Source organism: Promicromonospora sp. NPDC052451 (genome assembly GCF_044547525.1).
Lineage (GTDB): Bacteria > Actinomycetota > Actinomycetes > Actinomycetales > Cellulomonadaceae > Promicromonospora.
Genome location: NZ_JBIUAP010000001.1, coordinates 306630 through 330899, shown reverse-complemented (window position 1 = coordinate 330899; position 24270 = coordinate 306630). Strand labels below are relative to the sequence as shown.

Here is a 24270-nt window from a genome sequence, read left to right as displayed (position 1 = left end):
CATGAGCATGCCAATGGTCGCGGGGCGCTCGAGCCCCGACCCGGTCCACGGTCGCGAGGCGGCCCACGTGGCCGGCCCGTTCGACGTCGTGGTCGCCGGCGACAAGGAGGCGGAGTTCGCCGCCTTCATGTCCCGGTCCGCCCCGGCGCTGGCGCGCACCGCCTGGTTGCTGTGCGGCGACACGCACCAGGCCGAGGAACTGGTGCAGCAGGCCCTGATGAAGACGTACCTGGCCTGGCCCAAGGCCCGCAGCGGCGAACCGCTCGCCTACGCCCGGCGCGTCCTGGCGAACCTGCGGGTCGACGGCTGGCGCAGACGGCGTCGAGAGGTCCTCATGGCCGCGGACACCCTGCCGGAGCGGGCACAGGACGGCCGGAGCCCCGCCGACGTGCACGCCGAACGCGACCGGCTGGTCCGCGCACTCCGGCTGCTTCCCACCAAGCAGCGCCGGATCGTGGTGCTCCGGCACCTCGAGGGCCTGGCGGAGCGCGAGGTCGCCGACGCGCTCGGCGTCTCGGTCGGCACGGTCAAGTCCACGGCGTCCCGTGGCATCGTCCGCCTGCGCGAGATCCTGCGGGCCGACGGCACGGGCGACGCGGCCCCAGAGCACACGAACCACGAGAGGAGCGGGTCATGAACGACGAGGAGCAGTTCGCCGAGAACCTGCGGGCGCAGGTCGCGCGGGTCGCGCCGCGGATCGACGTCGACGTCGCGCGCGTCGTCCCCGCCGCCCGGCGGCACCGGGCCGTCCGGGCGGGCGGCGTCGGGCTGGCCCTGGCGCTGACCCTCGGCGGCGGGGCCTGGGCGGCCACCACGCTGGAGCCGGGGACCGTCCTGCCCGGCGGCTCGACGACGATGCCGGTCGAGCCCTCGCCGTCGCCGACCGGGCCGCCCCGTACGTCGAGCGAGGGGGACCCGCTGCCCGAGCTGCCCACCTACCCGGCCCTGGAACCGGTGGTCCCGCCGCACGGCTGGCGTGAGGCGACCTACTTCCACGTCGTGACCCGAGGGGCACCCGGTCAGGCCGGCGCGGGGTCCGAGGCCGAGGCGCCACTGGGCAGCGAGCTCGGCAGCGAGAGCTGGTACGGCGACGGCGTCAGCTTCGAGCTCACCGCGCAGGGCCCGGCACTCATGCACCTCGGTGACCACATCAACATCGAGGGGCACGCCCGCAGCTACTCCTGGGCGGCGATGGCGGCGCTCCCGACCGAGCCGGACGCCCTGCACGACGCCCTGCTCGCCCACTACGACGACGTCGACGCGCCGTCGAGCCACGGCATGGAGCAGCTGCGAGACGTCGCGGCCCGGCTGGCCACCCAGGCGCCGGCCGCCCCGGAGCTGCGGGCCGCGGCGTGGGAGCTGCTCACCGACCTCGACGGCGTCGAGGTCGAGCAGGGCGTCCGGGACTCGGAGGACCGCCGGGGCACAGCCGCCACGTACCAGTACGGCGACGACGACAGGATGCGGACCGTGATCTACGACGAGACGCGCAACCTGCCGCTCGAGACACGGGACACGAAGCACGGCACGGACATCTACCTGACGACCGAGCTCACCCGCCTGCCCGACGCCGTCGCCGACAGCGCCATCGAGATCCCCGACCTCACGGCGATGACTCGCGAGGACGTCGAGGTCGTCTGCCTGCAGAAGCATCTCGCCTGTTCCTTCGAGGAACAGCGGTCGGACACCGTGCCCGACGGGACGGTCCTCTCCTCCGACCCGGCGCAGGGCGCGCTCGTCACCTGGGGCGCCCCCGTCACGATCGTGCTCTCCACCGGCCCCTGACCGGCCGACCACGCGGAGGCCCGCCACGGGCCCGGGCCGCGCGGGACGCTCCTCGTCTCCGCGTAGCCTGGGCCCGTGGCCCATGCCTACCGCACCAGCGCCCCTGTCGACGCGCCCGCCGCCGTCGTCTGGCAGGTCCTGTCCGACGTCGAGCGCATGCCCGCCTGGACGCGGTCCATGACGCGCGTGTCGATCCTCGACGGGACCCGGCTGGCCGTGGGCTCCCGGGTCGAGATCGAGCAGCCCGGCCTGCCCCGCGCGACGTGGGAGGTGGACGGCCTCACCGAGGGCCGCGGCTTCTCCTGGTCGAGCAGCACGCCCGGGGTGCGCACGGGCGCGGCCCACCTGATCGCCCCGGTGCCGGGCGAGGACTGCGAGACGTGCGAGGTGACGCTCGTGGTCGCCCAGAGCGGGATGCTCGCCGGGCTGACCAACCTCGCCCTCGGCTCCCGGATGCGCGAGCTGGTGGACACGGAGCTGGCCGGCCTGGTGGCCGAGTCGGAGCGCATAGTCCGCGAAAAGGACTGACACACCGCGCGCTACCGGCGTGTCACATCATTTCCTCCGGTGTTTCCGTACGCCTCCCAGAACGCCATTTCGCCACCAAGAATGACCCTTGAACTGCGAAAAGGCATTGAGGCGAAAAGTTACGCGCGTTTCGGACAGCTCGATACTTCACAACAACCGTTATCTGATCGAGACAAGGTGGGGACCCGTATGTAGCGTCGGATCCGTTGCGCCACCGGAGGCGCAGCCGCGGTCCCCATTCCCCAGACCGGTACGGGTCCGCGAAACCGGCGACTTGGAGAACTTCGGTGAGTACCACCGTCCGACGCGGTCGACACCGCGCCGTTCACGCTCCTAGCACTCCCCTGATGACCGTGACCCGTACGGCCGCCCGCTCGGGCGCGCTGATCGCGGCATCGTCCGGACTTCTCGCGACGGCCCTCGCACCCAGCGCACACGCCGTCGTGGGAGACGGTTCCCACCGCCTCGCGAGCGTCGACAAGACGGAGATCGCGACGGCACCCGCGGTGCAGGTCGCGACCGACGCGAAGCTGCGGATCGAGAGCAAGGCCGTCAAGGTCACGCCCGCCCCGGAGCCCGAGCCCGAGCCCGTCGTGGAGACCGCCGCGTACTCCGAGCCGGAGGCGGAGGCCGTGGCCCAGGAGGCCGAGCCGGCCACGCCGGACTACGCGTCCGACGGCTCCATCGGCGCCCAGGCCGTCGCGATCGCCCTGCAGTACATCGGCATCGCCTACACGTACGGCGGCGAGTCGCCCTCCTCCGGGTTCGACTGCTCCGGCCTGATCAAGTACGTGTACGCGCAGCTCGGCGTCGAGCTGCCGCACTCCTCGTCCTCGATGGTCTCGGCGGGCTACCAGGTCGCCTCACCCATCCCCGGCGACATCGTGTGGACCCAGGGCCACGTCTCGCTCTACGCGGGCGACGGCATGGTGGTCGAGGCCGCCAACTACGGCACCCCCGTGCGCCACACCGCCCAGTGGCAGGACTACGCGGTCTACATCCGCCCCTACTGACCGACCCCCCGGTGATGTCAGACGCCCAGGTCCCGCGCGGGACCTGGGCGTCTGACACGACCGGTGCGCGTCAGTACGCGACGGCGGCCGCCGCATCGACGATGCCGTAGCCGTACAGCGGCGTCCACACACCGACCAGCCCCAGGAGCGGGTCGCGCGAGGTGTACAGGATGGCGCTCTCGACCTCGTGCATGCTCCGGCCCTGGCCGTACAGCAGCGCCGCGACACCCGCCACGTGCGGCGTCGCCATCGACGTGCCCGCGTACGAGTCGTAGCTGCCCGCACCGCACGTGCTCGACCCCGTGCCCACCGGCACCGTCGACCACACGTCGCCGTCGCATCCCGTGAGACCGCCCGAGCCACCCGGGGCCGAGACGCTCTTCAGGTCGAGCTTGATCGGGAGCTCCGAGTAGTAGGAGTGCACACGGGCCGAGTCCGTGGCCCCGACGCAGAGTGCGACGCTGGTGAACGCGGGGTCGCTGCAGAGCGGGGTCGACGAGTTGCCGGCCGCCGCCACCGTGAGCGCACCCTGCTGGCGCGCGTACGCGATGGCGTCGCGCATCAGGGTGTCGACGCCCAGGATCGTCAGCAGCTGCCCGCCCGGCGCGGTGCCCAGCGAGAGGTTGATGACGTCGGCGCCGTGGTCCGCGGCCCAGCGGATGCCGTCCGCGATGTCCTGGGACGAGCCGGAACCCGCCTCGAGCACCTTGACCGGGAGGACCTTGGCGCCCGGCGCCACGCCGGCGACGCCGATCCCGTTGTTCGCCGCGGCGGCGACGATGCCCGCCACGTGCGTCCCGTGCTCGTCCCCGTCGTTCTTCCCGTCCGGTCCCCGGTAGTCCCCGTTCCCGCAGGGGCGGACGTCGGCGCAGCCGGTGAAGGTGGCGCCGGGCAGGAGCTGCCCGGCAAGGTCGGGCTGCCTGAGGTCGACCCCGGTGTCGACCACCGCCACCACCGCGCCCTTGCCGGTGGAGACGGGCCAGGCGGCCTCCGCGTTGATCTGGTCCAGGCCCCACTGCTTGTCCCGCAACGGGTCGTTGGTGGCGGCCTGCGCACCCGGCGCCATGGCGACCAGCGCCGCCACGGCCAGTGCCGCGGAGGTGGCGGCGCCGACGAGTGACTTCCTGTTCATGTATGCCCCCATTGTTCGCACAGGGACTGGTTTGCCCCTGAACTGGGGCAAACCTAGGGCCAGCAGACCGGGATAGAACAGGGCAGTTCGGGCACCGCGGGTGAAATTTACCCAATCGCAATCAGTAGCGGCCGGGACCGCCGCGGCGTCGACGTCAGGCCCAGGCCTCCGTGAGCTCGGCCTCGTCCGACGCCTCCCGGGACAGCCTCAGTGCCGCGACGGCCGCCCCCAGCAGCAGGGCGACCACCCAGGCGCCGAGCTGGTGCCCCTCGGAGTCGATCGCCGCCGGTGCGATCTCACGCCAGACGATGCGCACGGCCAGCAGCGGGTCCTCGGTCAGCGGCGAGCCCGGCCAGATGTTCTCCTGCACGGCCAGGAGGGCCGGCCCGGCCGCCTGCAGCACCCAGACGGCACCGGCGGTGGGCAGCCACCCCAGCAGCTCGATGGGACGGCTGTCCACGGCGAGACCGAACGCGACTCCCAGCGCCACGGCCAGGATCCACCACGTGCCCACCGGCGACACCGGATGGCCCGGGACGAAGCCCCACACCCACGCGTCGAGGAGCACCACCGGCAGCGCCAGGGCGAGGCCGCGCAGGGGGCCGGGACCGAGCCCTGCCGGCAGCCCCGCACCGAGGCCCACGACACCGGCCACGCCGGTGACGACGAGCATCCCGAGCGGTGCGTCGTCGTCGGGCAGGCCCTCGCGGGTGACGAGCCACCAGGAGGCGCTGCCCGCGGCCCCCATGGCGAGCAGGGTGCCGGTGATCGCGGCGCCCGCACCCGCGCCGGCGGACGCCGGGACACGCGCGGTGACACCCGCGAGGAGCCCGCCCATCAGGGCCATGACGACCAGGCCGACCACGCCGTCGTCGCCCTCGAACGGAAGCGGCAGAAAGCCGGCCGGCCCGGGCGCCACACCCTCGGCCAGGCCTGTGACCTGGTAGGAGACCTGCACGATCCACGGCAGGAAACCTCCGGCCCACCAGGCGAGTGCGCTGAGGGGAACGACCCACCAGGCGGAGATCCGATGCTCGCTGTCGCCCATGCCGCCGAACCGTAGCGGATCTATGTGATGTCGGTCATAACGCAGGAAGACCGAAACGGCGTAAATCTGCGCCTTCGTTGGGTCAGACCGTAATGCGTAACCCGATCGTGACTTTTTCGGTGAACGTGTGTACTTTGACTTCTGCTCCACCGCATCGGTGGAGCCGTGAGCCGGGCGCCGAATCCTGTCACCGGCTCATGACCAGACGTCGAGACAGGAGCGGGGGACCCACTTCCGGGCGACAGCACCATCGTCGCCCTCGGGGTGAAGCCGGACGGAAACCCCCCAGTAGCCGTGCGGCCGGGTGTGCACTCCTCACCCGAATCCGACAGCTGACCTCGCAGGCGGTACAGGAGACCTTAGGTGACGAACTCCACCCGCGGCCGGCATCGTGACAGCCGGCCCGCTCAGACACCGCTGACCATCCTCGCTCGTACCGCCACCGAGAATGCCGGCACCGTTGCCCGCCGTGGCGCCATCGCCGCCGCCGCCGGCGGCGTCCTCATCTCGACCATCGCCACCACCGCGCACGCGGCGCCCGCGATGGACCTGAAGACGGACGTCAAGACGGCCAAGCTGAACTCGACCGACCTGCAGTCCCTCACCGCCGTGGCCAAGCAGGCCGTGGCCGCAGCCCCCACCGTGACCGTCCCGGCCGACGCGAAGATGCCGATCGAGATGGAAGCCCTGGGTGCCGACGGCGAGAAGGGCGAGGGCCCCGCCGTCGTCTCCGTCGACGCGCCGGACCCGGTCCCGGTCGGCACGCAGGCCGTCAACATCGCCTTCAACTACCTGGGCATCACGTACGTCCTGGGCGGCGCCTCGCCGTCCGCGGGCTTCGACTGCTCGGGCCTCATCCAGTACGTGTACGCGCAGCTCGGCGTCTCGCTGCCGCACCAGTCCGGCGCGCTGCTCGGCTCCGGCTACCAGGTCACCTACCCGGAGCCCGGCGACATCGTCTGGACGCCCGGACACGTGGCCCTCTACGCGGGCGACGGCATGATCATCGAGGCCTGGGCCGCCGGCATGCCGGTCCGCTACACCGAGATGTGGCAGAACAGCCCGACCTTCATCCGCGTCGTCTGACGCACCGCTCGTGAGGCGCCGCCTCCGTACCGGGTCCCCGCCCGGTGCCGGAGGCGGCGCCTCACGCGTTCCCGCACCGCCACACCGGCGGGCCGGCTCATCCGGGCCAGGCGCAGTGCTCCCCGACGAAGTCGTAGAAGGCGGAGCGCGCGGCGTCCGGCATCGGCACGTAGACCGTGCGCTGCGGGACGCCGTCGACGCTGGCCGACACGGGAAGGAACGTGCCGCGCTTGTCCTCGGCCACGGCGTGCACGTCGCAGCGCGCGGGGACGACGGCGAGCACGACGGCGCCCGACCGCTGCCCCGCCAGGTCGCGTCCCACCCAGCCGGAGGCGCCGTCCGCCGGGTCGGGGTTGCTCATCAGGGTGGTGCCCGCGATCCGGTCGACGGTGACCGCGGGACCGCCGTCGACCGGCTCGATCCGGAGGGTGACCAGGGCGGTCAGCTCCCCGTCACGGGTCTCGACGCGCACCTCGTCGTCGACGGCGAGGCGCACGCCCGCCGCCACGGCGGCCACCGCGCAGTCCGCCTCGTGGTTGCGCGCCAGGTGGCCCACGGGGTCGCCCACGTCGTCGACGACGACCTCGGTGGGCGGTCCCGCGTCGTCCCCCTCGCCGAGGGCGAGCGTGATCGTGGCGGACGGCGTCCTGCTTGCCGTGGGGGACGGCTCCGGCCGCGGTGAGCCGGCCGGCGCGGGCGTGCTCGCCGGATCCGTGCAGCGCGCCTCGCCCAGCCCGACGTAGACGGCGCGCGTCGTCCCGGGACGCAGCACCAGCGTGCGCCCCTCCTTCGTGGGGTGGGACGGCCCGAAGCCGTCGGCACGCAACGCCCCGGACAGCAGCGTCAGGGTCTCGTCGGAGTCGTTGGTGACCTCGAGCCGGATCTCCCGCGTCGCGTACTGCTCACGCCCCTGCGCCACCGCGACGCCGAGGTGCCCGACCACGTCGTCGGGTACAGGGCCCCGGGTGGACGACGGCCCGGGGCCGCCGGACGTGCATGCGACGGCGGCCGCGCCGATCAGCGTCGCCAGGAGGACGACGGTGCCGGCGCGGCCGCGGTGCGTCGCGGTGCGAAGTCCTGCGATCAAGCGTTCTGACGCCGACCGAAGATCGCCTGGACGATCAGGATCACGATGATCGCGCCGATCACCGAGAACAGCCAGCTCTGCCACGACCAGAACGCGTCGAAGCTGATGTTGAAGATGAGCCCACCGAGCCAGCCGCCCAGCATGGCGCCGAGCACGCCGAGCAGCAGCGTGACCCAGAAACCGCCCGGCTGCTTGCCCGGGAGGATGATTCGGGCGATGACGCCCGCGATCAGGCCGAGGATGAGAAAGGCCCAGAAGCCCATGGCGTTTTCCTCCAGAGTGGTATGGCTTACGTGCGACTACCTCAGCACTGATCCCGCCGACTTGCCACCGGACCCGCCGAATCAGGTCTATATCGGGACATTACGCGCACCAGGTCGCGATACGTCAGCGGCTATAGTTCGGCCGGGCACGCGGCGGGCAAGGCCGGGGCAGGGGGCTCCGGGCACACGAGGAGATGACGACGGATGAACCGGGAGATCAGCGCGTCGGCCGGGCGGCGGACCTGGCGGGACGCGCTCAGGGCGTTCCTCGAGCAGCGGTGGTTCACCCGGCTGGTGCTCGGCGTGATCCTGGCCAACGCCCTGGTGCTCGGCGCCGAGACGATGGTGACCGGCACGGCGTTCGAGGTGCTGCGCGGGATCGACCACGCCATGCTCGCGTTCTTCGTGGTCGAGCTGGCGCTGCGGCTGGTCGCCACGGGACGGCGGTTCTTCCGCGACCCGTGGAACGTGTTCGACCTCGTCGTGGTCGGCGTCGCGCTGCTGCCGGCCACCGAGTCGCTGTCCGCGCTGCGTGCCCTGCGGGTGCTGCGGGTGCTGCGAGTGGTCACGGCCGTGCCGGCGCTGCGGCGCGTGGTCGACGGCATGCTGCGGGCGGTGCCGGGCATGGGCGCCGTCGGGGCGCTGCTCGTGCTGGTGATGTACGTGTCCGCCGTCATCGCGACCGGGCTGTTCGGCGAGGCCGCGCCGGAGTACTTCGGCAACCTCTGGACCACGCTCTTCACGCTGTTCCAGGCCATGACCGGTGAGGCCTGGCCCGACATCGCACGCGTCGTGATGGAGACCCACCCGTCAGCGTGGATCTTCTTCGTGCTCTACATCCTGGTGGTCAGCTTCGCGGTGCTGAACCTCTTCATCGCCGTGATCGTCAACGGCATGGAGGAGATGTCGGAGGAGGAGCGCGAGGACGACCTGCAGAAGGACGAGCGCCTGGACGCCCTCGCGGCACAGAACCGCGAGATCCTCGCCGAGCTGCGCGCCGTCCGCGCGCGGCTCGACGAGGACGGCGACGCCGCTACCCCCGCACCACGTTGACCAGGTGCGGCGGTCGCACCACGACCCGTCGCACCACCCGGTCCCCCAGGGCCCGGACCACGGCCGGCCGGCCCAGCACGGCCCGCTCCAGGTCCTCGGCCGTCACGTCGGCGGCCACGGTCAGCCGGTCGCGCACCCTCCCGTCCACCTGGACCACCGCCTCGACCTCGGACACCACCAGCAGCGCCGGGTCGACCTCCGGCCACGGCTGCGCCGCGACCGGCGTCGTGCGGCCCAGTCGTTCCCACAGCTCCTGCGCCGCGTGCGGCGCGAACAGGCTCAGCAGGACGGCGACCGCGGCGACCGCCTCGTCGCGCTCCGGCCCGGCGACCGGCCCCCGGCGCACCTGGCCCACCAGCTCCATCAGCCGCGCGACGGCGACGTTGAGCCGGCCTGCCTCGACCAGCTCGTCGACGTCGTGCACGGCGCGGTGCACGGCCCGTCGCAGGTGCGACGGCGCGGCCCCACGGGCGTCGACCGCTGCGGGCGGGCCGGCGTCCGCCAGCCGCTGCACCCGGGCCAGGAACCTCCGCATCGCGTCGGGCGACACGTCCGCCCAGTCGACGTCGTCCTCCGGCGGTCCGGCGAACAGGATCGCCAGCCGGACGGCGTCCACCCCGTACCGGTCCAGCTCGGCCGCCAGGTCCACGCCGTTGCCCAGCGACTTGCTCATCGCCCGGCCGTGGTTGATCACCTGCCCCTGGTTCAGCAGGCGGGCATACGGCTCGGGCGACGGCACCAGGCCCATGTCGTACAGGACCTTGGTGACGAACCGCGCGTACAGCAGGTGCATGGTGGCGTGCTCGACGCCGCCCACGTACAGCGCGGCGGGCATCCAGCGAGCGGCGTCCTCGGGGCGGAACGGCCCGGCGTCGTACCCGGGCGACAGGTAGCGCAGGAAGTACCAGGACGAGTCCACGAACGTGTCCATGGTGTCGGTGTCCCGCTCGGCCGGGCCGCCGCAGCGCGGGCACGTGGTCCGTACCCAGTCCCGCGCGCCGGCCAGGGGCGAGACGTCCCCGGGCACCAGCTCGCCGCCCTCCAGGTGGGGCAGCTCGACGGGGAGCTGGTCGTCGGGCACCAGCACCTCGCCGCAGTCCGGGCAGTGCACCACCGGGACGGGCGCACCCCAGTAGCGCTGCCGTGAGACCAGCCAGTCGTGCAGACGGTAGGTCGGCCCGTCGGCACCGTGCTTCCGGACGATCCAGTTCCGCTGCATGGTCAGCACGTGCGCGGGCCAGCCGTCCTCCAGCAGGGTCATGTCGTCCAGCAGCCGGTCCGCGTAGGCGGTGGTGCGGAAGAACCACTGCGTCAGGCTGCGCGCCACCACCGCGGCGCCGCAGCGCTCGCACATCCCGTCGACCACCTGCTCGTTGGCCAGGACCGTGCGGTCGCCCGGGCACCAGTTCACCTCCGCCTCGGCCCGGTAGGCCAGGCCACGCTCGTACAGGCGGGCGAACAGCCACTGCGTCCACCGGTAGTACGCCGGCTCGTGCGTGTGCAGCCGCCGGGTCCAGTCGAACGAGACGCCGTAGCGCCGGATCGACGCCGCCTGGGTGGCGATGTTCGCCTCGGTGAAGACGGCCGGGTGCTCGCCCCGGCGGATCGCGGCGTTCTCGGCCGGCAGGCCGAACGAGTCCCAGCCCACGGGGTTGAGCACGTCGAAGCCCTTGGCGCGCCAGTGGCGGGCCAGGACATCGGTGATCGCGAACACCTCGGCGTGACCCATGTGCAGGTCGCCCGAGGGGTACGGGAACATCGTCAGCAGGTAGCGGCGGGGGCGGGCGCCGTCGTCAGCCGCCGCGAAGCCCAGGGTCTCGCTCATCGTTCTCGCTCTCCGGTGCGTCGATCGGGTCCGGGCACGAAAAAGCCCCTCACGAGGAGGGGCGGCCGCACCGGGTGTGCCCGATCGAGGGCTGTCCGGTGCGGCTAGGTAAGGAGCGAGCGTGCGGTGCGCATGACAGCACGATACGTGGGCCGGACGCGGCGGGTAAAGAGCGTCCGCCCGGCCGAGGAACCGGTCGAGGAACGAGCGCCGGTTCGGTCCGCCGCCAGCGAGGTCCGAACCGGCGCTCGCGCCGGTGAGCGGGAGCACGTGGCTCGGCGTGCCCCCAGCGCACTCCGAACCACGGCTCCCGCCCGACGCGCCGGAGCTCGGCCCGCCCCCAGCGAGGTCCGAACTTCGTCCGCGTCACAGCTCTGACGCGCGCACGTCCCGGAAGTCACAGCACTTCTCGATGCATTTTCATGTGGCCTGGCTCACAGGCCTACCGGACAACGGCACCTGGCGCACGGTGAACGGCTGCCCGAGGCACCTGATCAGGCGAACCGAGGGGTGCTAATCGGACACCAGAGGATCAATCGAAGAAATTTCCTCAAGTGCTGTGACATCCGGGCGGCTCACGCGTCTGGGCTGCATGGAACACACCGAGCACCCCGAACTCGTTCGTCTGGGCGCCCAATACCTGCGCGCCTACGCCGAGGGCGATGCCGTCAAGCTGTACCGCCTCGCCGACGCGTGGGGAGCGAGCGACCTCATCGCCGCCACCTGCGAGGTCGCGCTCGCGGTGATTCACGCGACGTCCGGGCCGCAGGGCCTCGACGCGGTCTCGACGGCGTTCTCGACGAGGCGGAGATGAGCACCGATGGAACGATCGAGTACCACACCGGAAGATCCCGGCGACATGTGCGAAACCGGAGCCACGGTGCCATCATTGGCCAACGAGTCAAAACGGGACACTATGCGCAGAGGGGGGCAAGGCCGCGTGACGACAACCGGTGATCTCCGCATCGACGACTGGGTCGTGCATCGTCGTAACGTCGTGCGTTCGGTAGCAGCCCGGGTACCCGGGATCGATGCCGAGGAGGCCACCAGCCGCGCCCTGGAGAAGATGATCCGCATCGTCTCCACCGGCGGCACCATCACCGACCCCGCCCCCTACTGGCGACGCGCCGCGGTCAACGAAGCCATCTCCATGACCCGCGAGCAAGGCCGCACCACCCTCGTGGAGGACGACACCCTCGACGGCCTGACACCCCCCGCCGACGGCGCCGAGCTCGACGCCGAACGCCAGGCCGACGCCGGCATGCTCCGCACCGCCCTGGCCGACCTGGCCGACGACGACCGCCAGATCCTGTTCGACCGCCACGTGCACGACAAAGCCGTCACCGACATCGCCACCGGCCTGGGCGTCCGCCCGCACGCGGTGACCATGCGGCTACGCCGCGCCGAGGAACGCCTCGCCGGAGCGTTCGCCGCCGCCCACGCCCAGGCCGTGACCGAACCCGAGTGCCGCACCACCCGCGCCGGCATGCACGACTACCTCAAAGGCCGCATGCTGCCCCGCCGCCAGCACCGCCTCGAGGTCCACATGGACGGCTGCGCCGACTGCACCCGCGCCTTCATCGACGTCCGCGAAGTCTCCTGGATGCTCCGCGACCTCGGACAACACCTCATCGCCGGCGGCTGGGTGACCGGCGCCGTCGGAGGAGCCGCGGCGGCCACGGCGGCGGTCGCCGGCAAGCCGCAGCCGCGGACGCCCGGCAAGAAGGAGCTCGCGGTCGCCGCAGGCGTGCTCGCGGTCCTGTCCGTCGGGGGCACCGCGGTCGGGATGATCGCGAGCCAGGAGGACGATCCGCCGGTCCAGGCCAGCGAGAACGTCGGCGAAGGCGGTGGCGCCGGTTCCGGTGGTGGCGCAGGTGCCGGCGGGGGCGGCGGTGCCGGCGACGGCTCGACGCCGACCGAGCAGCAGCCCGCGGACAAGCCGCCGTCGATCCCGCCGGCCGACCCCCAGCCGCGCCCGGCGACCACCCCGAAGGAGGACGCCGTCCCGGCGCCCGCCCCGGTCACCGAGCCGCAGCCCGAGCCGGCCGACACCGCCCCCGCCTCCGACCCCCAGCCGGAGCCCGAGGACGACACCCCCAGCACTCCCGGCCCCGGTGAGACGTCCGACCCGCCCGACGGCGGGAGCGACGCCCCCGGGACCGAGCAGCCGCCGGCCGAGCCGGAGCCCGAGGAACCCGAGGACCCGGGGACGCAGGAGCCCGAGCCCGAGGAACCGGAGACCCCCGAGGAGCCCGAGGTGCCGCCGGTCGAGCCGGAGACCCCTGGCCTCGGCACGGCCCTGTCCGACCTGCTCGCGAGCCTCGGGCTGTCCGAACTGCCGGGCATCGACCTGGTGACCACCACGCTGGACGAGCTGTGGGCACTGCTCACGGGTCTGTTCGGCCAGGCCGCCGACGACGCCGAGTCCGCGGCCGGCGACTGATGGTCCGGCGGGCCCCTGACCGGACCCGCTCGCTGCCGTGCGTCCGCGCGGCTCCGCCCGGCCCTGGGCTCGGCTCACCCGCCGGCGCCTTCCCTCGGCGCAGGTTCTCTGCGAGCATGCACGCCCGAGGTTTCGTGCACGGCGTGCTCCCACGGTGTCCGACCGTGGGGTGGAGGGGGGTCAGGTGACCGTCACCAGCGCCGACCTCGCCCAGTGGGCGGCGCATCGTCGTGCCGTGGTGGCCGCGGTGTCCCGGCGGGTCCCGGGGGTCGACCCCGAGGTGGCCACGAGCCGCGGCCTCGAGATGCTGTGCGCCCAGCTCCTCAAGGCCGGGGGCATCACCGATCCGGTGGCGTTCTGGAGCGCCGCCGCACTGGGCGTCGCGGCGGAGATGGCACGCGAGGAGCCGGAGCCCGCGGGGCCGGAGTCTCCCGGGCCCGGGGCAGCGGGACCCGCGACGCCCGCCGGCCGGGACGACGTCGCGACGGTGCCGACCCGGACCGTCGACTTCGAGGCCCTGAGCTCGGCGATGGAACGGCTGTCGGCCGCCGAGCAGCAGATCCTCTGGGACCACCACGTGGGGTCGCGACCGGTGTCCGCGATCGCCGAGGAGATCGACATGCTGCCGTACGCCACCCGGCGGCGTCTGCGCCGGGCCGAGAACCGGCTCGCGAGCGGCTTCGCGGAGACGCATGCCGGCACGGCCGAGAACGTCGAGTGCCGGACGGCGCGCGCCGCGATGCACGACTTCGTGCGCAACCGCCTCATGCCGCACCGCCGGCAGGCGGTCGAGGACCACATGGTGGAGTGCGCCGGCTGCACGCGGGCGTTCGTCGACGTCCGCGAGTCGTACTGGATGCTGCGTGCCGCTGCGCCCGTCCTGCTGCTCGGTGCGGCCACGGCCGTGCGGACGTCCACCGCGGTCGCCGCCGGGACGGGCACGATCACCGCGGCCGTGACGGCGGTCGGGGGCTGGTTCGCCGGGGCCGGCGGCCGCGCGGCCCTGGTCGTCCGCGGCCTGCTGACCGACCCCGTCGCCCTGACGGCGACGGTCGCGGGAAGCCTCATCATCACGACGGCCGTCGGCACCGGGACCGCCGGGAACGCAGGCGCGTCGACGTCCTTCCCGGAGACAGGCGTCGTCTCCGTCAGCACTCCGCGAGACGCCCCGGCGGAGGCGCGGGGGGCCGCACCGGGTCCGGCGAAGGCGGATCCTGCGGCGGCCCCTGGGCTCCCCGTGTCACGGGCGCCCGGGGCGGGTGGCGCGGACGATGTGCCACCGGGACTCGCGAAGAGCGACGGCGTGCCGCCGGGCCTGGCGACGAAGAACGGCGTCCCGCCAGGGCTCGCGAAGAGCGACGGCGTGCCGCCGGGCCGGCAGAAGAAGGACGGCACAGCATCCGGCACAGGGAACGAGGACGGGGTGCCGCCCGGGCTGGCCAAGAAGGACGGCGTCCCGCCGGGCCTCGCCAAGAACGACGGCGTCCCGCCGGGCCAGGCAGGCAAGGAGCCGCCGCCCGGCCAGAGCAAGAAGGGCGAGGTCCCCCCGGGCCAGGCGAAGAAGTCGGAGAAGGCGGCCGGATCCGGCGTGTCGGAGCCGGCGGAGGACGCGCCGTCGAGCCCCGCGGGGCACACCGGTGTTCCGCCCGGCCAGGCGAAGAAGGGTCAGGACGGCGGCAACCGGGGGCACGGCGGCAACCACGGGGACCGCTGGGGCCTGGAACGCGACGGCCAACGCACCCGCGGCCACGAGCAGCCCCGGAGCCGGGAGCGCACCGGTGACCGCGAGCGCACCGACGGGCGACACGGTCACGACCAGGAGCGTGGCCACGAACCCGGCAGCGGTCAGGAACGCTCCAGGAGGACGAGCACCTCGTAGTGCGAGGTCTGCGGGAACATGTCGAGCAGACGGCCCCGCGCCGGTCGCAGCGACGGCATCTCGGCAAGGTCCTTGGCGAGCGTCGTCGCGTTGCAGCTCGAGTACAGGACGTGGTCGATCCCGGAGGACTCCAGCCACCGGGCCAGGTCGGCACCGATGCCGCGGCGCGGCGGGTTGACGATGACCATGTCCGGCAGCGCGGGCGCGCCGGGCCCGACGGCGAACTCGGTCGCGTCGCCGGCCGCGAAGCCGACGTCCGCGAACCGCTCGCCCGCGGCGCCGTCGCGCAACCGTGCGGCCGTGGCCGACGCCGCCGTCACGGCCTCCGCGCTGATCTCGATGCCCGTGACCGCCCGGCCCGGCGCCGCACAGTGCAGCGCGAAGCCGCCGACCCCGCAGTACAGGTCCCAGAGGCTCGCCGGGCGCACCTCGTCGACCCAGGCGCGGGCCTGCCGGTACAGCTCGGCGGCCACCGCCGTGTTGGTCTGGAAGAAGCTCTGCGGCCGTAGGTCGAGCGTGATGTCGTCGATGCGCATGGGCAGCGTGGTGCGCTCCGTGAGGGGGATCTCCAGGTCACCCTCCAGGACCGCGGCGTGCGCCGGCTGGATGTTCGCCGTCGCGACCGCCAGTGCCGGGAGCTCTGCCTGGAGCCAGGCCAGGTGCTTGCGGATCCGCGCGACGGCCTCCTGGGAACGCAGCACGAACCGGACCATGAGCTCGCCGTCGGGCGACAGGGTGACCAGCACGTACTTGAGCTCGCCGCGCTGCTGCACGCGCTTGCCCCGGCCGGAGACCTGGTAGGGCTCCAGGTTCGCCCGTGTGACGAACGCGGCCAGCGGACCGAACGACGCCTGGAGCGCTGCCGGGTAGAGGCCGCAGTCGGTGAGGTCGACGCCGCGGCCGGCCCCGTCGAGGATGCCGAGCACCGGTTCGGCGACCGAACCGCTGACCACCATCTTCGCCTTGTTCCGGAAGCCGGACTCCGCGCTGCGGACGGCAGGCAGCCAGGTCAGGTCCGCGGATACGGGTTCGAGGAGTGCGGCGACGTGCCGCTCCTTGTCGAGCACCTGGGTGGGGTAGTCGATCTCCAGGAGGGTGCAGGAGTGGCAGCGGCCGGCGTCGTAGTGGGGGCACTGCACGCACCCATTATCCAGCGCGGCGGCCGGGCCCTCGACCGGCCGGCGGGCCGGCGCTCAGCCGACGTACTCGAAGTGCCACGGCTCCTCGCGACCACCGCCGGCCCGCGCCCACTCGGGATGCTCCCAGCCGGAGGCCGGCCCGTGCGCGGCGAGCCACTCGTACTCGGGGTGCCCGAACCGGAATCCGTCGTCCACCGGGACGTCGATCGCGAGCGCCCACCCGTGGTTGGACGTGCCGGGCGCGGCGACCTGGCCGCTGCCGAACTCGTCGAGCGCCTGGAGCTGCCAGTCGTACGGGCGGTAACCGTACTCGACGCGCAACGGCTTGCCGAACTTCGCCTCGAACGCGACGCCGAGCTTCTTCCACGCGCGTGCAGCGTCGCACCGCAGGTACTGGTCCTGCCCCTCGGGTCCCACGCCCACCTTGCACAGCGTGTCCAGCGCGAGGCGTCCGTTCGACCCGTCGGCCACGGTGGCCCGCGCGTCCCAGGCCGCGGCCTCGATGGCGGCACGCGCCTTCTCGCGCCGCTGGGTCAGCTTCGTCACCGAGGCGGGGTCCTTCATGTTCGCCCCGGTGCCGAGCGCCGCCTGCCCCTCGGTCCGCTGCGCGGTGAGCGCGGCGCGGACGTCGGCGGGGGCACCCACGCTCCTGGTCCAGTCCAGCGTGTACCGGGCGTCGCGCACCGAGATCTTGAGCTGCGCGCTGACCGCCGTGAGCCGCGCCGTCGCCTCCTTCAGCTCGGCGGCCGTCCGCTGCTTCGCCTCGGCCTCCGCCTGGGCCTTGGCCTGGGCGTCCTGGCGTGCCTTCTGCCAGCCCTCGTTGGACGCCAGCACCTCCTGGGTGGCCGAGACGAGCGACGACGAGGTGGTGCGCATGGTCATCGCCCACTCCGTCGCCTTCGCCTCCAGCGCGTCCGCGTCCGCCGTCTCCGCCAGGCCGGGGGTGCCGGCCTCCGGTACGGCGGGCGGTTCGACGGTCCCGAGCTCCTTGGCTGCCGCGACGTGCGCGGCCAGCTCGGCGCGGACGGCGTCGTCGAGCACCTTGCCCTCGGTGGATGCGAGCGCCTGCTCCGCGGTGGCGATCTGCTCGGTCAGGCTCTCCTGTGCGGCGCGCCCCTCGTCCACCGCCTGCACGACGTCGGCGCGCGCGTCCGCGAGCTGCTCCGCCTCACGCCCGTTGCCCGCCTGGACGAGCGCGAAGACGATGCTGCCCACCAGGGCCACCGCGGCCGCCACCAGGAAGACGAAGAGGGGGCGCATGGACCCGCCGTCCGACCGCGGGCGCCATGTCCCGGGCACAGGCTCGCCAGGCGTCGCCACCTGCGGAGATACATCCGGTTCGGCCGTCGGAGCGTCCCCGGCCGACGGTTCGTGCGACGGCGCGGCAGGTTCGGGCGACTCCGGGTCGATGGGCATGGCCGAAGTTTGGCGAATCCGGGACGCGAGCGCTAGTCGCCCGCCTGCTCGGCGAGCTTCTTGAGCTTCTCGACGTACCCCGCGGACCCGCCCGCCCCCAGGTCGGGGATGTTGGTGTTGTCCGCGTAGAGGCCTACCGACTCGTCGGTCAGCTCCCGGAGGATGTCGGCGTGGCCGGCGTGCCGGGCGATCTCGTCGGTGACGTGCACGATCAGGCGGAACAGCGTCACGTCCCCGGCCCGCCACCACGGCACGTGCCCCGGCGCGGAGAGCGGCAGGGTGTCGATGGTCTCGTCGCAGAACACCCAGGCGCGCCGGTAGAGGTCCACGACGGAGGCGACCGACTCGTCGGCCGTCGCGTACCAGTCCGCCTGGGGGTCCTCCTCGAGGACCGCCTCGGAGACGAGCTCCGCCGGGTCGGGCCACTCCCGCCCGAAGCACGACCCGAGGTAGCCGATCTCGATGTTGGCGCAGTGCTTGACGATGCCGAGGAGGTTGTTGCCCGACGGCACCAGCGGCCAGCGTGCCTGCTTCTCGGTGAGGCCCTCGAGCTTCCACACGAGGGCCTCACGCGTCTCCTGGAGGTACTTCTTCAGGATCTGCTTCTGCTCGAGCTCCGCAGCGGCCTGGTCGTCCGTCGTCTGTGTCATGGGGACAGTCTGGACCGGGCCACTGACACTCTCACCGGGTCCGGGGCACCCGGGTCCGCTTCCGCGGCCTGCGGTGCAGCCACCACTCCGCGAACAGCAGGTTGACGACCCACGACACCCACGCGGACGCGACCGCAGCGCCCTCGATCTCCGGTGCGCCGAAGCCGACCTCGGGGTCGGTCCAGGCCCCCGGGACGTAGATCATGATGAGCGCGGGACCCCAGAACCGGTTCGTCACGATCGAGAACGCCAGCGCGGTGCTGCGGACCATCCACTCGCGGTGGTCGCCGAACCGCCGCTGCCGAACCGCCCGGAACCCGAGCAGGGTGAACGTCAGCAGCAGCACCGCCAGGAACGTGTTCGCCACCTGCTGTCCCGCGCCCGCGCTCGGGAACTGTGCGGTGACCAGCGCCGCCACCCCGGTCACCACCGCCGCGACCACGTAGGTGCGGCCGCTCCAGCGGTGCACCCGCGGGTGCCGGGCGCGCAGCCAGGGCCAGAGCTGCAGCACCGCGGCAGTGAGCATGACCGACCCCGCGAAGATGTGCGTCACGAGGGCGGGGTAGAACGCGGGACCGCGGTCGGTGGGCACCAGGGAACGGGCCGGATCCAGCCCGACGTATCGCGGCAGCGCCGTCACCAGGAACAGGCCCGTGACGATCGCGAGCGGCGCGATCCAGGGGCGGCGCCACCAGCGGACCTGCCGGGCGGCGCGGGCCGGGCCGGGCGGTGCGGACGTCGTCGTTGTCATGTCGTACCTGCTTTCGCCGGGACCGGGCGCACGCCCGGTCGGGGTCGGAGGGAGGGGGGTCAGCGCCGGGCCCGGAACGCCAGGCCGGCCGCCACCGCGAACAGGAGCCCGAGGCCGGCGCACCAGACGACGGCGAGGACCGCCGCGCCGCCCGGTCCGGTCACGCTCGCGGCGTCGCCCGCGAGCAGGCCGCGCACCGTCTCGATCACGGGCGTCACCGGCTGGTGCTCGGCGAACCCGCGCAACCAGCGGGGCAACGTGTCGACGGGCACGAACGCGCTCGACACGTACGGCAGGAACATCACGGCGAAGGAGAACCCACCCGCGGCGTCGGGCGAGCGGACCAGCACCCCCACCAGGGCGGCGAGCCACGTGATCCAGCCGACGAACAGCAGGATCATGCCGACGGCGGCGAGCCATCCCAGCGGGGAGGCCTCGGGCCGGAACCCCAGCAGGATCGAGACGCCGAACACGATCGCGGTGGTGACGAGGTTCTTCGCCAGGCTCGCGACCACGTGCCCCGACAGGACCGTCCAGGCCGTGACCGGCATCGACCGGAGCCGCTCCACCATGCCGCCGGACATGTCCCGCTCGACCGCCATCGCCGTGCTGGCGGCACCGAACCCGGCCGCCAGCAGGATCACGCCCGGGGTCACGTAGTTGATGTACTCGGTGCCGATGTCCACCGCGCCGCCGAAGACGAGCACGAACATCAGCAGGATGACCACCGGCAGCACGACCGCGGTGATCATGGCGTCCACGTCCCGCGAGACGAGCCGCAGCCCGCGGACGGTCATCGTCGAGACGTCTCTGAGCAGGTACGTCATGCCGCCACCCCCGCGGAGCTCGCCGGGCGCGCCCGACCGGTGTGCCCGGTCAGCGCCAGGAAGACGTCGTCGAGGCTCGGCGCCCGCACCTCCCAGTGCTCGGGCGTGACGCCGGTCGCCTCGACCGCGGCCAGCACCGACCGCACGTGTCCCACGGAACCGTCGGTGGGCACGCGCACCCGGGCGCCGTCGACCGTGCCGGAGGCCAGCCCGGCGGCGACGCGGGCGGCGTCGGGCACGGAGGCGAGGACGAGCTCGACGCCGGCCTCGCCGACCTCGCGCTTGAGCCGGGCGGGACCGCCCTCGGCGACCACACGGCCGCCGTCGACGAGCGCCACGCGCCGGGCGAGCCGGTCGGCCTCCTCCAGGTACTGCGTGGTGAGGAAGACGCTGGTGCCGTCGGCCACCACGCCGCGGACGACCTCCCACAGGGCGAGCCGCGACCGCGGGTCGAGGCCCGTGGTGGGCTCGTCGAGGAACATGACCCGGGGCCTGGTCAGCAGGCCCGACGCCAGGTCGAGGCGCCGTCGCATGCCGCCCGACCAGGTGCCGACCCGTCGACCGGCGGCGGCGGTGAGGTCGAACGCGGTGAGCAGCTCGTCGACCCGGCCGCGCACGACCCGGCGCGGCAGGTGGGCGAGGTTCCCCATCATCGTGAGGTTCTCCGCCCCGGACAGCTTGTCGTCGACGGCGGCCTGCTGACCGGTGAGGCTGATGATCTCGCGGACCCGCCGTGCATCCCGCACGACGTCGTACCCGCCGACGGTCGCGCGGCCGGCGTCCGGGCGCAGCAGCGTGGACAGGATGCGGACGGTGGTGGTTTTGCCCGCGCCGTTGGGCCCGAGCAGCGCGAGGACCTCGCCCTCGCCGAGCTCCAGGTCGAGCCCGTCCAGCACGGGCGGGCTCGCGGAGCCGCGCCGGGCGAAGGACTTGCGCAGCCCTTCCGCGGTGACGATGGCAGCCATGGTCTTCCTCTCGACAGTTACTGTTTATGTCCTACGCGTTTTAGTGTGGGGCGTAAACAGTATGCGGTCAAGAGAGTTTCGTCCCGGGTCAGCGGTCCGATCGAGGCAGGATGGGAACCGATGAGCACCGACAGCACGCCCGAACCCACCGAACCGCCGCGCGGTGCCGGCCCGGCGGACGAGCCGCCCGCCGTCCTGCGCCGGCTCTGGGGCGCACCGGCGCCACGGCGGCGCGGGCCCCGGCCCGCCCTGTCGACGGCGCGGATCGTGCGCGCCGCGATGGAGCTGGCCGACGCCGAAGGGCTCGCCGCCGTCTCGATGGCGCGCATCGCCGAGGCCGTCGGCTACACGCCCATGGCGCTGTACCGGCACGTGTCCGACAAGGACGAGCTGCTGGTCCTCATGGCGGACGCCGTGGCCGCCGACCTGCCGGACATACCGACCGACGACGGCTGGCGTGCCGGGCTGGAGGCCTGGACCCGCGCCCAGATCGACGTCAGCCTGGCCCGGCCGTGGATGCTGGAGCTGCCGCTGTCCGCCGTCCTGCCCGGACCCAACCGCCTGCGCTGGATGGACCAGGCGTTCGGCGTGCTCCGCACGGTCGACCTGCCGGCGGACGAGAAGCTCGCCGTCGTGGGCCTGCTCGCACAGCACGTCCTGGGCGAGGCACGAGTGCACGTGGAGTCCCGCCGGGCCGCCGTGCGTCAGGCCCGGCATGCCGCCGGCCTGCCCGACGACACGCCGGAGTCCGACCTGGACCCCGCGGCGATCGAGGCGGCCGACCCCTACGCCGGGTTCGACGCGATGCTCGTCCGGTTCGCCGACCCTGCGACCTATCCGCACCTGCTCGCGGCGTTCGCGGCACCGGGTGGATCCGGGGCAAGCAGGTCCGGGGCGAGTGCGCCGACCGACGACGACATCTCGTTCGGGATCACCGTGCTGCTCGACGGCATCGAGGCATATCTACGACGGCGCGGTGCACTCCCCGCCGACGAGTGAGACCGTCCTGAGGCGACGGGCCGGGGCCAGTGCGTCCACAAGCAGCGGATTTCGGACGTCGTGCACAGGCAGGTGCCCTGAGCCCACGGAGTGTCAGTGGTGTGCGTCAGAGTGGTGCCGTGACAAGTGACCAGCTGACCGGCACCGGGCCGGAGACCACCGTCGCGGTGCGCTGCTTCGGCGACGGCGACCCGCTCTACGAGACCTACCACGACACCGAGTGGGGTGTCCCCGTGCACGGGGAGTCCGCCCTGCTGGAACGGATCGCGCTGGAGGGCTTCCAGTCCGGGCTCTCGTGGATCACCGTGCTGCGCAAGCGACCCGCGTTCCGGGAGGTGTTCGCGGACTTCGACCCGGAACGGGTGGCCGCGTTCGGCACGGACGACGTCGAACGGCTGCTCGCCGACAGCCGCATCATCCGCAACCGGATGAAGATCGAGGCGACGATCGACAACGCGCGCGCCGTCGTGGCCCTGCACGACTCGGGCCGCACGCTGGACGAGCTGTTCTGGTCCTTCGCTCCCGCACCGGCGGACCGCCGCCGGGCCGCCACCTTCGGCGAGGTACCGGCGTCGACCGACGAGTCGAAGGCCCTGAGCAAGGCCCTGAAGAAGGAGGGCTTCCGGTTCATCGGGCCCACCACGGCCTACGCGGCGATGCAGGCCTGCGGCCTGGTGGACGACCACCTGGCCACGTGCCCCGTGGTGCTCGGCCGCGTCACCACGACCGGGTAGGGGCGGGCCGGCCGGTCGTCACAGCTCGGCGCACGGTTCGACGACCGGGAGCACCGCGTCGCGGACCCAGGCGGCGAGCGACGTGGCGGGCGGCCGCAGGATCACGGTGTCGACGCCGTTCCCGGAGAACCCGCGCATCTCCTCGACGAACGCCGCGGTGTCACCGGGACCGATCGGGGCACCGCGGTGCAGCATCGTCACGCGGATGTCGGCCGGGTCGCGGCCGACGTCGTCGCAGTGCCGGTGCAGCACGTCGAGCAGGTGGCGCAGCCGCTCCGGCGTCTCGGCGAAGAGGTTGCACGCGTCCGCGTACTGCGCCACCAGCCGGAGGGTCTTCTTCTCGCCGGAACCGCCGATCATGATCTCGGGCTTCGACAGCGGCTGGGGCGAGCACAGCGTCTCGGCGAGCCGGTAGTGCTTGCCCTCGAAGGGGCCGTCGTTGTCCGGGTCGTACATCTGGCGCGCGATCCGGACCGTCTCCTCGAGCATCTCGAAACGCTCCCGGACCGGCGGGAACGGCACTCCGAGCGCCGCGTGCTCCTTGTCGTACCAGGCCGCGCCGATGCCGAAGGTCGCCCGTCCGCCCGAGACCACGTCGAGCGACGCCACGATCTTGGCCAGCAGGCCCGGGTAGCGGTAGGTCACGCCCGTGACCAGGGCGCCGAGCTGGACCTTCTCGGTCACACCGGCCAGGTAGCCGAGCGTCGTGTAGGCCTCCAGCATCGGGTCCGACGCCGGGAAGCCCTGGTGCTCCATCTGGAAGTAGTGGTCCATCACGGAGATCCACGCGACGCCGCCGTCGTCGGCGTACCGGGCGGCGTCCGCCAGCTCGGTGCGCATGCCGGCGGGGTCCATGGAGTCGAAGCGCATGAAGTGTGTGCCGATTCGCATGCCTCGATCCTCCTCCGCCGCCCGGCGGCGTCAAGCGGGACCGGCCATCAGGCGACGGTGCCGGCCCGGCGCCCCGTGACCTGGGCCACGACCCAGGTGATCTGCTCGGCGGTCTCGCGCGGAGTCCCGGACGGCTGCATGACATGGCTCAACGCCGACCGCACCACGAGGTCGATGACCGCCGCGACCCGCTCCGGCTCCAGGTCGACCTCGTACTGGTCCACCCTGTCCTGCACCACGACCTTGACCGTGCCGAGCAGCGACTCCGCGTGAGTGGTCAGCAGCGGCAGCAGCTCGGTGTCGGCCCCGTGCGTCGCGGAGACCACGGCACGCAGCAGAGCGTTCCCCTCGGCGAGGAGCAGCGTCTTCTCCAGGACCGCGCGGATGGCCGACAGCAAGGAGTCCGGGTGCTCGTCGAATCCCTCGGCGATCTGGACGATGAACTTGGCCGACTCCGTCAGCACCATGGCCTCCGCGAGGTCCTCCCGGCTGCCCACCGCGTTGTAGACGGTCTGCCGGCTCACCCCGGCCTCGGTGGCGAGGCGGCCCATCGTCACCTTCGACCAGCCGTCGGCGCACGTGAGCCGTGCCGCAGCCGCGATGATCCGGCTCCGGCTGGAGATCGGGTCCTCACGCACCACGGTCGTCTCGGCCATGTACCGATCCTAGGTAACGGACACGTCACGGTGCGGGCGAAACAGGGTCCCGCGACAACGTTTCACCCGCTCACCGATTTCTGCATGCGGAGCGCCTCCG

The 24270-nt window shown here is 72.9% G+C and carries 24 protein-coding genes and 1 riboswitch; of the genes, 11 read left to right on the top strand and 13 right to left on the bottom strand.

The features are described from left to right. Window position 1: 1 nt before the first annotated feature. From ACIG47_RS01440 to ACIG47_RS01425, 4 genes are all read left to right on the top strand, one after another. Complete coding sequence (locus ACIG47_RS01440; protein ID WP_397429310.1) at window positions 2-637, top strand: SigE family RNA polymerase sigma factor; 636 nt, start codon at window positions 2-4, stop codon at window positions 635-637. Continuing rightward, complete coding sequence (locus tag ACIG47_RS01435) at window positions 634-1785, top strand: PASTA domain-containing protein (protein ID WP_397429309.1); 1152 nt, start codon at window positions 634-636, stop codon at window positions 1783-1785. Before ACIG47_RS01440 ends, ACIG47_RS01435 begins: the two co-directional genes overlap by 4 nt. A 75-nt stretch (window positions 1786-1860) precedes the next feature. Then, window positions 1861-2313: an SRPBCC family protein gene (locus ACIG47_RS01430; RefSeq protein WP_397429308.1), complete on the top strand. Its 453-nt coding sequence runs from the start codon at window positions 1861-1863 to the stop codon at window positions 2311-2313. Between the two features lie 347 nt (window positions 2314-2660). Further along, entirely contained in the window at window positions 2661-3326 is a 666-nt protein-coding gene (locus tag ACIG47_RS01425; protein WP_397429307.1) for a C40 family peptidase, read from the top strand. 70 nt (window positions 3327-3396) lie between these two features. Here the strand turns inward: ACIG47_RS01425 and ACIG47_RS01420 are convergent, their stop codons facing one another. Beyond that, complete coding sequence (locus ACIG47_RS01420) at window positions 3397-4458, bottom strand: S8 family serine peptidase (RefSeq protein ID WP_397429306.1); 1062 nt, start codon at window positions 4456-4458, stop codon at window positions 3397-3399. 154 nt (window positions 4459-4612) lie between these two features. Then, complete coding sequence (locus tag ACIG47_RS01415; RefSeq protein ID WP_397429305.1) at window positions 4613-5506, bottom strand: hypothetical protein; 894 nt, start codon at window positions 5504-5506, stop codon at window positions 4613-4615. A gap of 165 nt (window positions 5507-5671) precedes the next feature. Continuing rightward, window positions 5672-5868, top strand: a riboswitch (cyclic di-AMP (ydaO/yuaA leader). Window position 5869: 1 nt separating this feature from the next. Here ACIG47_RS01415 and ACIG47_RS01410 point away from each other — a divergent pair. Beyond that, window positions 5870-6592, top strand: a complete 723-nt coding sequence (locus tag ACIG47_RS01410; RefSeq protein WP_397429304.1) for a C40 family peptidase — start codon at window positions 5870-5872, stop codon at window positions 6590-6592. A 97-nt stretch (window positions 6593-6689) separates the two neighbouring features. Here the strand turns inward: ACIG47_RS01410 and ACIG47_RS01405 are convergent, their stop codons facing one another. Beyond that, a complete protein-coding gene (locus tag ACIG47_RS01405) occupies window positions 6690-7679 on the bottom strand; it encodes a hypothetical protein (RefSeq protein ID WP_397429303.1) in 990 nt (329 codons plus the stop codon). Further along, a complete protein-coding gene (locus ACIG47_RS01400) occupies window positions 7676-7942 on the bottom strand; it encodes a GlsB/YeaQ/YmgE family stress response membrane protein (protein ID WP_397412346.1) in 267 nt (88 codons plus the stop codon). The genes ACIG47_RS01405 and ACIG47_RS01400 overlap by 4 nt, the downstream gene beginning before the upstream one ends. A gap of 204 nt (window positions 7943-8146) precedes the next feature. Here ACIG47_RS01400 and ACIG47_RS01395 point away from each other — a divergent pair, with 204 nt between their 5' ends. Next, on the top strand, window positions 8147-8995 hold the full coding sequence (locus ACIG47_RS01395) for an ion transporter (RefSeq protein WP_397429302.1): 849 nt from the start codon (window positions 8147-8149) through the stop codon (window positions 8993-8995). On the opposite strand, the gene ACIG47_RS01390 is transcribed toward ACIG47_RS01395, so the two are convergent. Continuing rightward, window positions 8976-10820 (bottom strand): class I tRNA ligase family protein, encoded by a 1845-nt coding sequence (locus tag ACIG47_RS01390; protein ID WP_397429301.1) that lies wholly within the window; start codon window positions 10818-10820, stop codon window positions 8976-8978. The genes ACIG47_RS01395 and ACIG47_RS01390 overlap by 20 nt on opposite strands. A 592-nt stretch (window positions 10821-11412) precedes the next feature. Here ACIG47_RS01390 and ACIG47_RS01385 point away from each other — a divergent pair. The 3 genes from ACIG47_RS01385 to ACIG47_RS01375 all read left to right on the top strand — a co-directional run bounded on the left by ACIG47_RS01385 (window position 11413) and on the right by ACIG47_RS01375 (window position 15142). After that, a complete protein-coding gene (locus ACIG47_RS01385; RefSeq protein ID WP_397412340.1) occupies window positions 11413-11634 on the top strand; it encodes a hypothetical protein in 222 nt (73 codons plus the stop codon). A 126-nt stretch (window positions 11635-11760) separates the two neighbouring features. Continuing rightward, window positions 11761-13263, top strand: coding sequence for a hypothetical protein (locus ACIG47_RS01380; protein WP_397429300.1), 1503 nt, complete (start codon window positions 11761-11763; stop codon window positions 13261-13263). 184 nt (window positions 13264-13447) lie between these two features. Further along, window positions 13448-15142 carry a hypothetical protein gene (locus ACIG47_RS01375; protein ID WP_397429299.1) on the top strand — a complete coding sequence of 565 codons (1695 nt, stop codon included), beginning with the start codon at window positions 13448-13450 and terminating at the stop codon, window positions 15140-15142. Here ACIG47_RS01375 and rlmC read toward each other — a convergent pair. The 6 genes from rlmC to ACIG47_RS01345 all read right to left on the bottom strand — a co-directional run bounded on the left by rlmC (window position 15109) and on the right by ACIG47_RS01345 (window position 20890). Next, window positions 15109-16281 carry a 23S rRNA (uracil(747)-C(5))-methyltransferase RlmC gene (rlmC, locus tag ACIG47_RS01370; RefSeq protein ID WP_397429298.1) on the bottom strand — a complete coding sequence of 391 codons (1173 nt, stop codon included), beginning with the start codon at window positions 16279-16281 and terminating at the stop codon, window positions 15109-15111. The two genes, ACIG47_RS01375 and rlmC, sit on opposite strands and share 34 nt — an antisense overlap. A gap of 54 nt (window positions 16282-16335) precedes the next feature. Continuing rightward, a complete protein-coding gene (locus tag ACIG47_RS01365; protein ID WP_397429297.1) occupies window positions 16336-17541 on the bottom strand; it encodes a M15 family metallopeptidase in 1206 nt (401 codons plus the stop codon). 188 nt (window positions 17542-17729) lie between these two features. Then, entirely contained in the window at window positions 17730-18347 is a 618-nt protein-coding gene (locus ACIG47_RS01360; RefSeq protein ID WP_397429296.1) for a DinB family protein, read from the bottom strand. Window positions 18348-18378: 31 nt separating this feature from the next. Continuing rightward, complete coding sequence (locus ACIG47_RS01355) at window positions 18379-19098, bottom strand: DUF2306 domain-containing protein (protein WP_397412329.1); 720 nt, start codon at window positions 19096-19098, stop codon at window positions 18379-18381. Window positions 19099-19157: 59 nt separating this feature from the next. Next, the gene (locus ACIG47_RS01350) at window positions 19158-19925 is read right to left on the bottom strand and encodes an ABC transporter permease (RefSeq protein WP_397429295.1); all 768 of its coding nucleotides are present in this window, start codon (window positions 19923-19925) and stop codon (window positions 19158-19160) included. Further along, complete coding sequence (locus ACIG47_RS01345) at window positions 19922-20890, bottom strand: ATP-binding cassette domain-containing protein (protein ID WP_397429294.1); 969 nt, start codon at window positions 20888-20890, stop codon at window positions 19922-19924. The genes ACIG47_RS01350 and ACIG47_RS01345 overlap by 4 nt, the downstream gene beginning before the upstream one ends. A gap of 120 nt (window positions 20891-21010) precedes the next feature. Here ACIG47_RS01345 and ACIG47_RS01340 point away from each other — a divergent pair, with 120 nt between their 5' ends. Further along, window positions 21011-21889: a TetR/AcrR family transcriptional regulator gene (locus tag ACIG47_RS01340; protein ID WP_397412324.1), complete on the top strand. Its 879-nt coding sequence runs from the start codon at window positions 21011-21013 to the stop codon at window positions 21887-21889. Window positions 21890-22008: 119 nt separating this feature from the next. Then, the gene (locus ACIG47_RS01335; RefSeq protein WP_397429293.1) at window positions 22009-22623 is read left to right on the top strand and encodes a DNA-3-methyladenine glycosylase I; all 615 of its coding nucleotides are present in this window, start codon (window positions 22009-22011) and stop codon (window positions 22621-22623) included. 18 nt (window positions 22624-22641) lie between these two features. On the opposite strand, the gene ACIG47_RS01330 is transcribed toward ACIG47_RS01335, so the two are convergent. Next, entirely contained in the window at window positions 22642-23514 is an 873-nt protein-coding gene (locus tag ACIG47_RS01330; protein ID WP_397412320.1) for an LLM class F420-dependent oxidoreductase, read from the bottom strand. A 47-nt stretch (window positions 23515-23561) separates the two neighbouring features. Further along, window positions 23562-24170: a TetR family transcriptional regulator gene (locus tag ACIG47_RS01325; protein ID WP_397429292.1), complete on the bottom strand. Its 609-nt coding sequence runs from the start codon at window positions 24168-24170 to the stop codon at window positions 23562-23564. Window positions 24171-24270 lie beyond the last annotated feature (100 nt).

Coding starts and splice junctions, on each gene's coding strand:
- ACIG47_RS01440 (WP_397429310.1), top strand. CDS start 2: ATGAGCATGCCAATGGTCGCGGGGCGCTCGAGCCCCGACCCGGTCCAC.
- ACIG47_RS01435 (WP_397429309.1), top strand. CDS start 634: ATGAACGACGAGGAGCAGTTCGCCGAGAACCTGCGGGCGCAGGTCGCG.
- ACIG47_RS01425 (WP_397429307.1), top strand. CDS start 2,661: ATGACCGTGACCCGTACGGCCGCCCGCTCGGGCGCGCTGATCGCGGCA.
- ACIG47_RS01420 (WP_397429306.1), bottom strand. CDS start 4,458: ATGAACAGGAAGTCACTCGTCGGCGCCGCCACCTCCGCGGCACTGGCC.
- ACIG47_RS01415 (WP_397429305.1), bottom strand. CDS start 5,506: ATGGGCGACAGCGAGCATCGGATCTCCGCCTGGTGGGTCGTTCCCCTC.
- ACIG47_RS01400 (WP_397412346.1), bottom strand. CDS start 7,942: ATGGGCTTCTGGGCCTTTCTCATCCTCGGCCTGATCGCGGGCGTCATC.
- ACIG47_RS01395 (WP_397429302.1), top strand. CDS start 8,147: ATGAACCGGGAGATCAGCGCGTCGGCCGGGCGGCGGACCTGGCGGGAC.
- ACIG47_RS01390 (WP_397429301.1), bottom strand. CDS start 10,820: ATGAGCGAGACCCTGGGCTTCGCGGCGGCTGACGACGGCGCCCGCCCC.
- ACIG47_RS01385 (WP_397412340.1), top strand. CDS start 11,413: ATGGAACACACCGAGCACCCCGAACTCGTTCGTCTGGGCGCCCAATAC.
- ACIG47_RS01365 (WP_397429297.1), bottom strand. CDS start 17,541: ATGCGCCCCCTCTTCGTCTTCCTGGTGGCGGCCGCGGTGGCCCTGGTG.
- ACIG47_RS01360 (WP_397429296.1), bottom strand. CDS start 18,347: ATGACACAGACGACGGACGACCAGGCCGCTGCGGAGCTCGAGCAGAAG.
- ACIG47_RS01355 (WP_397412329.1), bottom strand. CDS start 19,098: ATGACAACGACGACGTCCGCACCGCCCGGCCCGGCCCGCGCCGCCCGG.
- ACIG47_RS01350 (WP_397429295.1), bottom strand. CDS start 19,925: ATGACGTACCTGCTCAGAGACGTCTCGACGATGACCGTCCGCGGGCTG.
- ACIG47_RS01345 (WP_397429294.1), bottom strand. CDS start 20,890: ATGGCTGCCATCGTCACCGCGGAAGGGCTGCGCAAGTCCTTCGCCCGG.
- ACIG47_RS01340 (WP_397412324.1), top strand. CDS start 21,011: ATGAGCACCGACAGCACGCCCGAACCCACCGAACCGCCGCGCGGTGCC.
- ACIG47_RS01330 (WP_397412320.1), bottom strand. CDS start 23,514: ATGCGAATCGGCACACACTTCATGCGCTTCGACTCCATGGACCCCGCC.
- ACIG47_RS01325 (WP_397429292.1), bottom strand. CDS start 24,170: ATGGCCGAGACGACCGTGGTGCGTGAGGACCCGATCTCCAGCCGGAGC.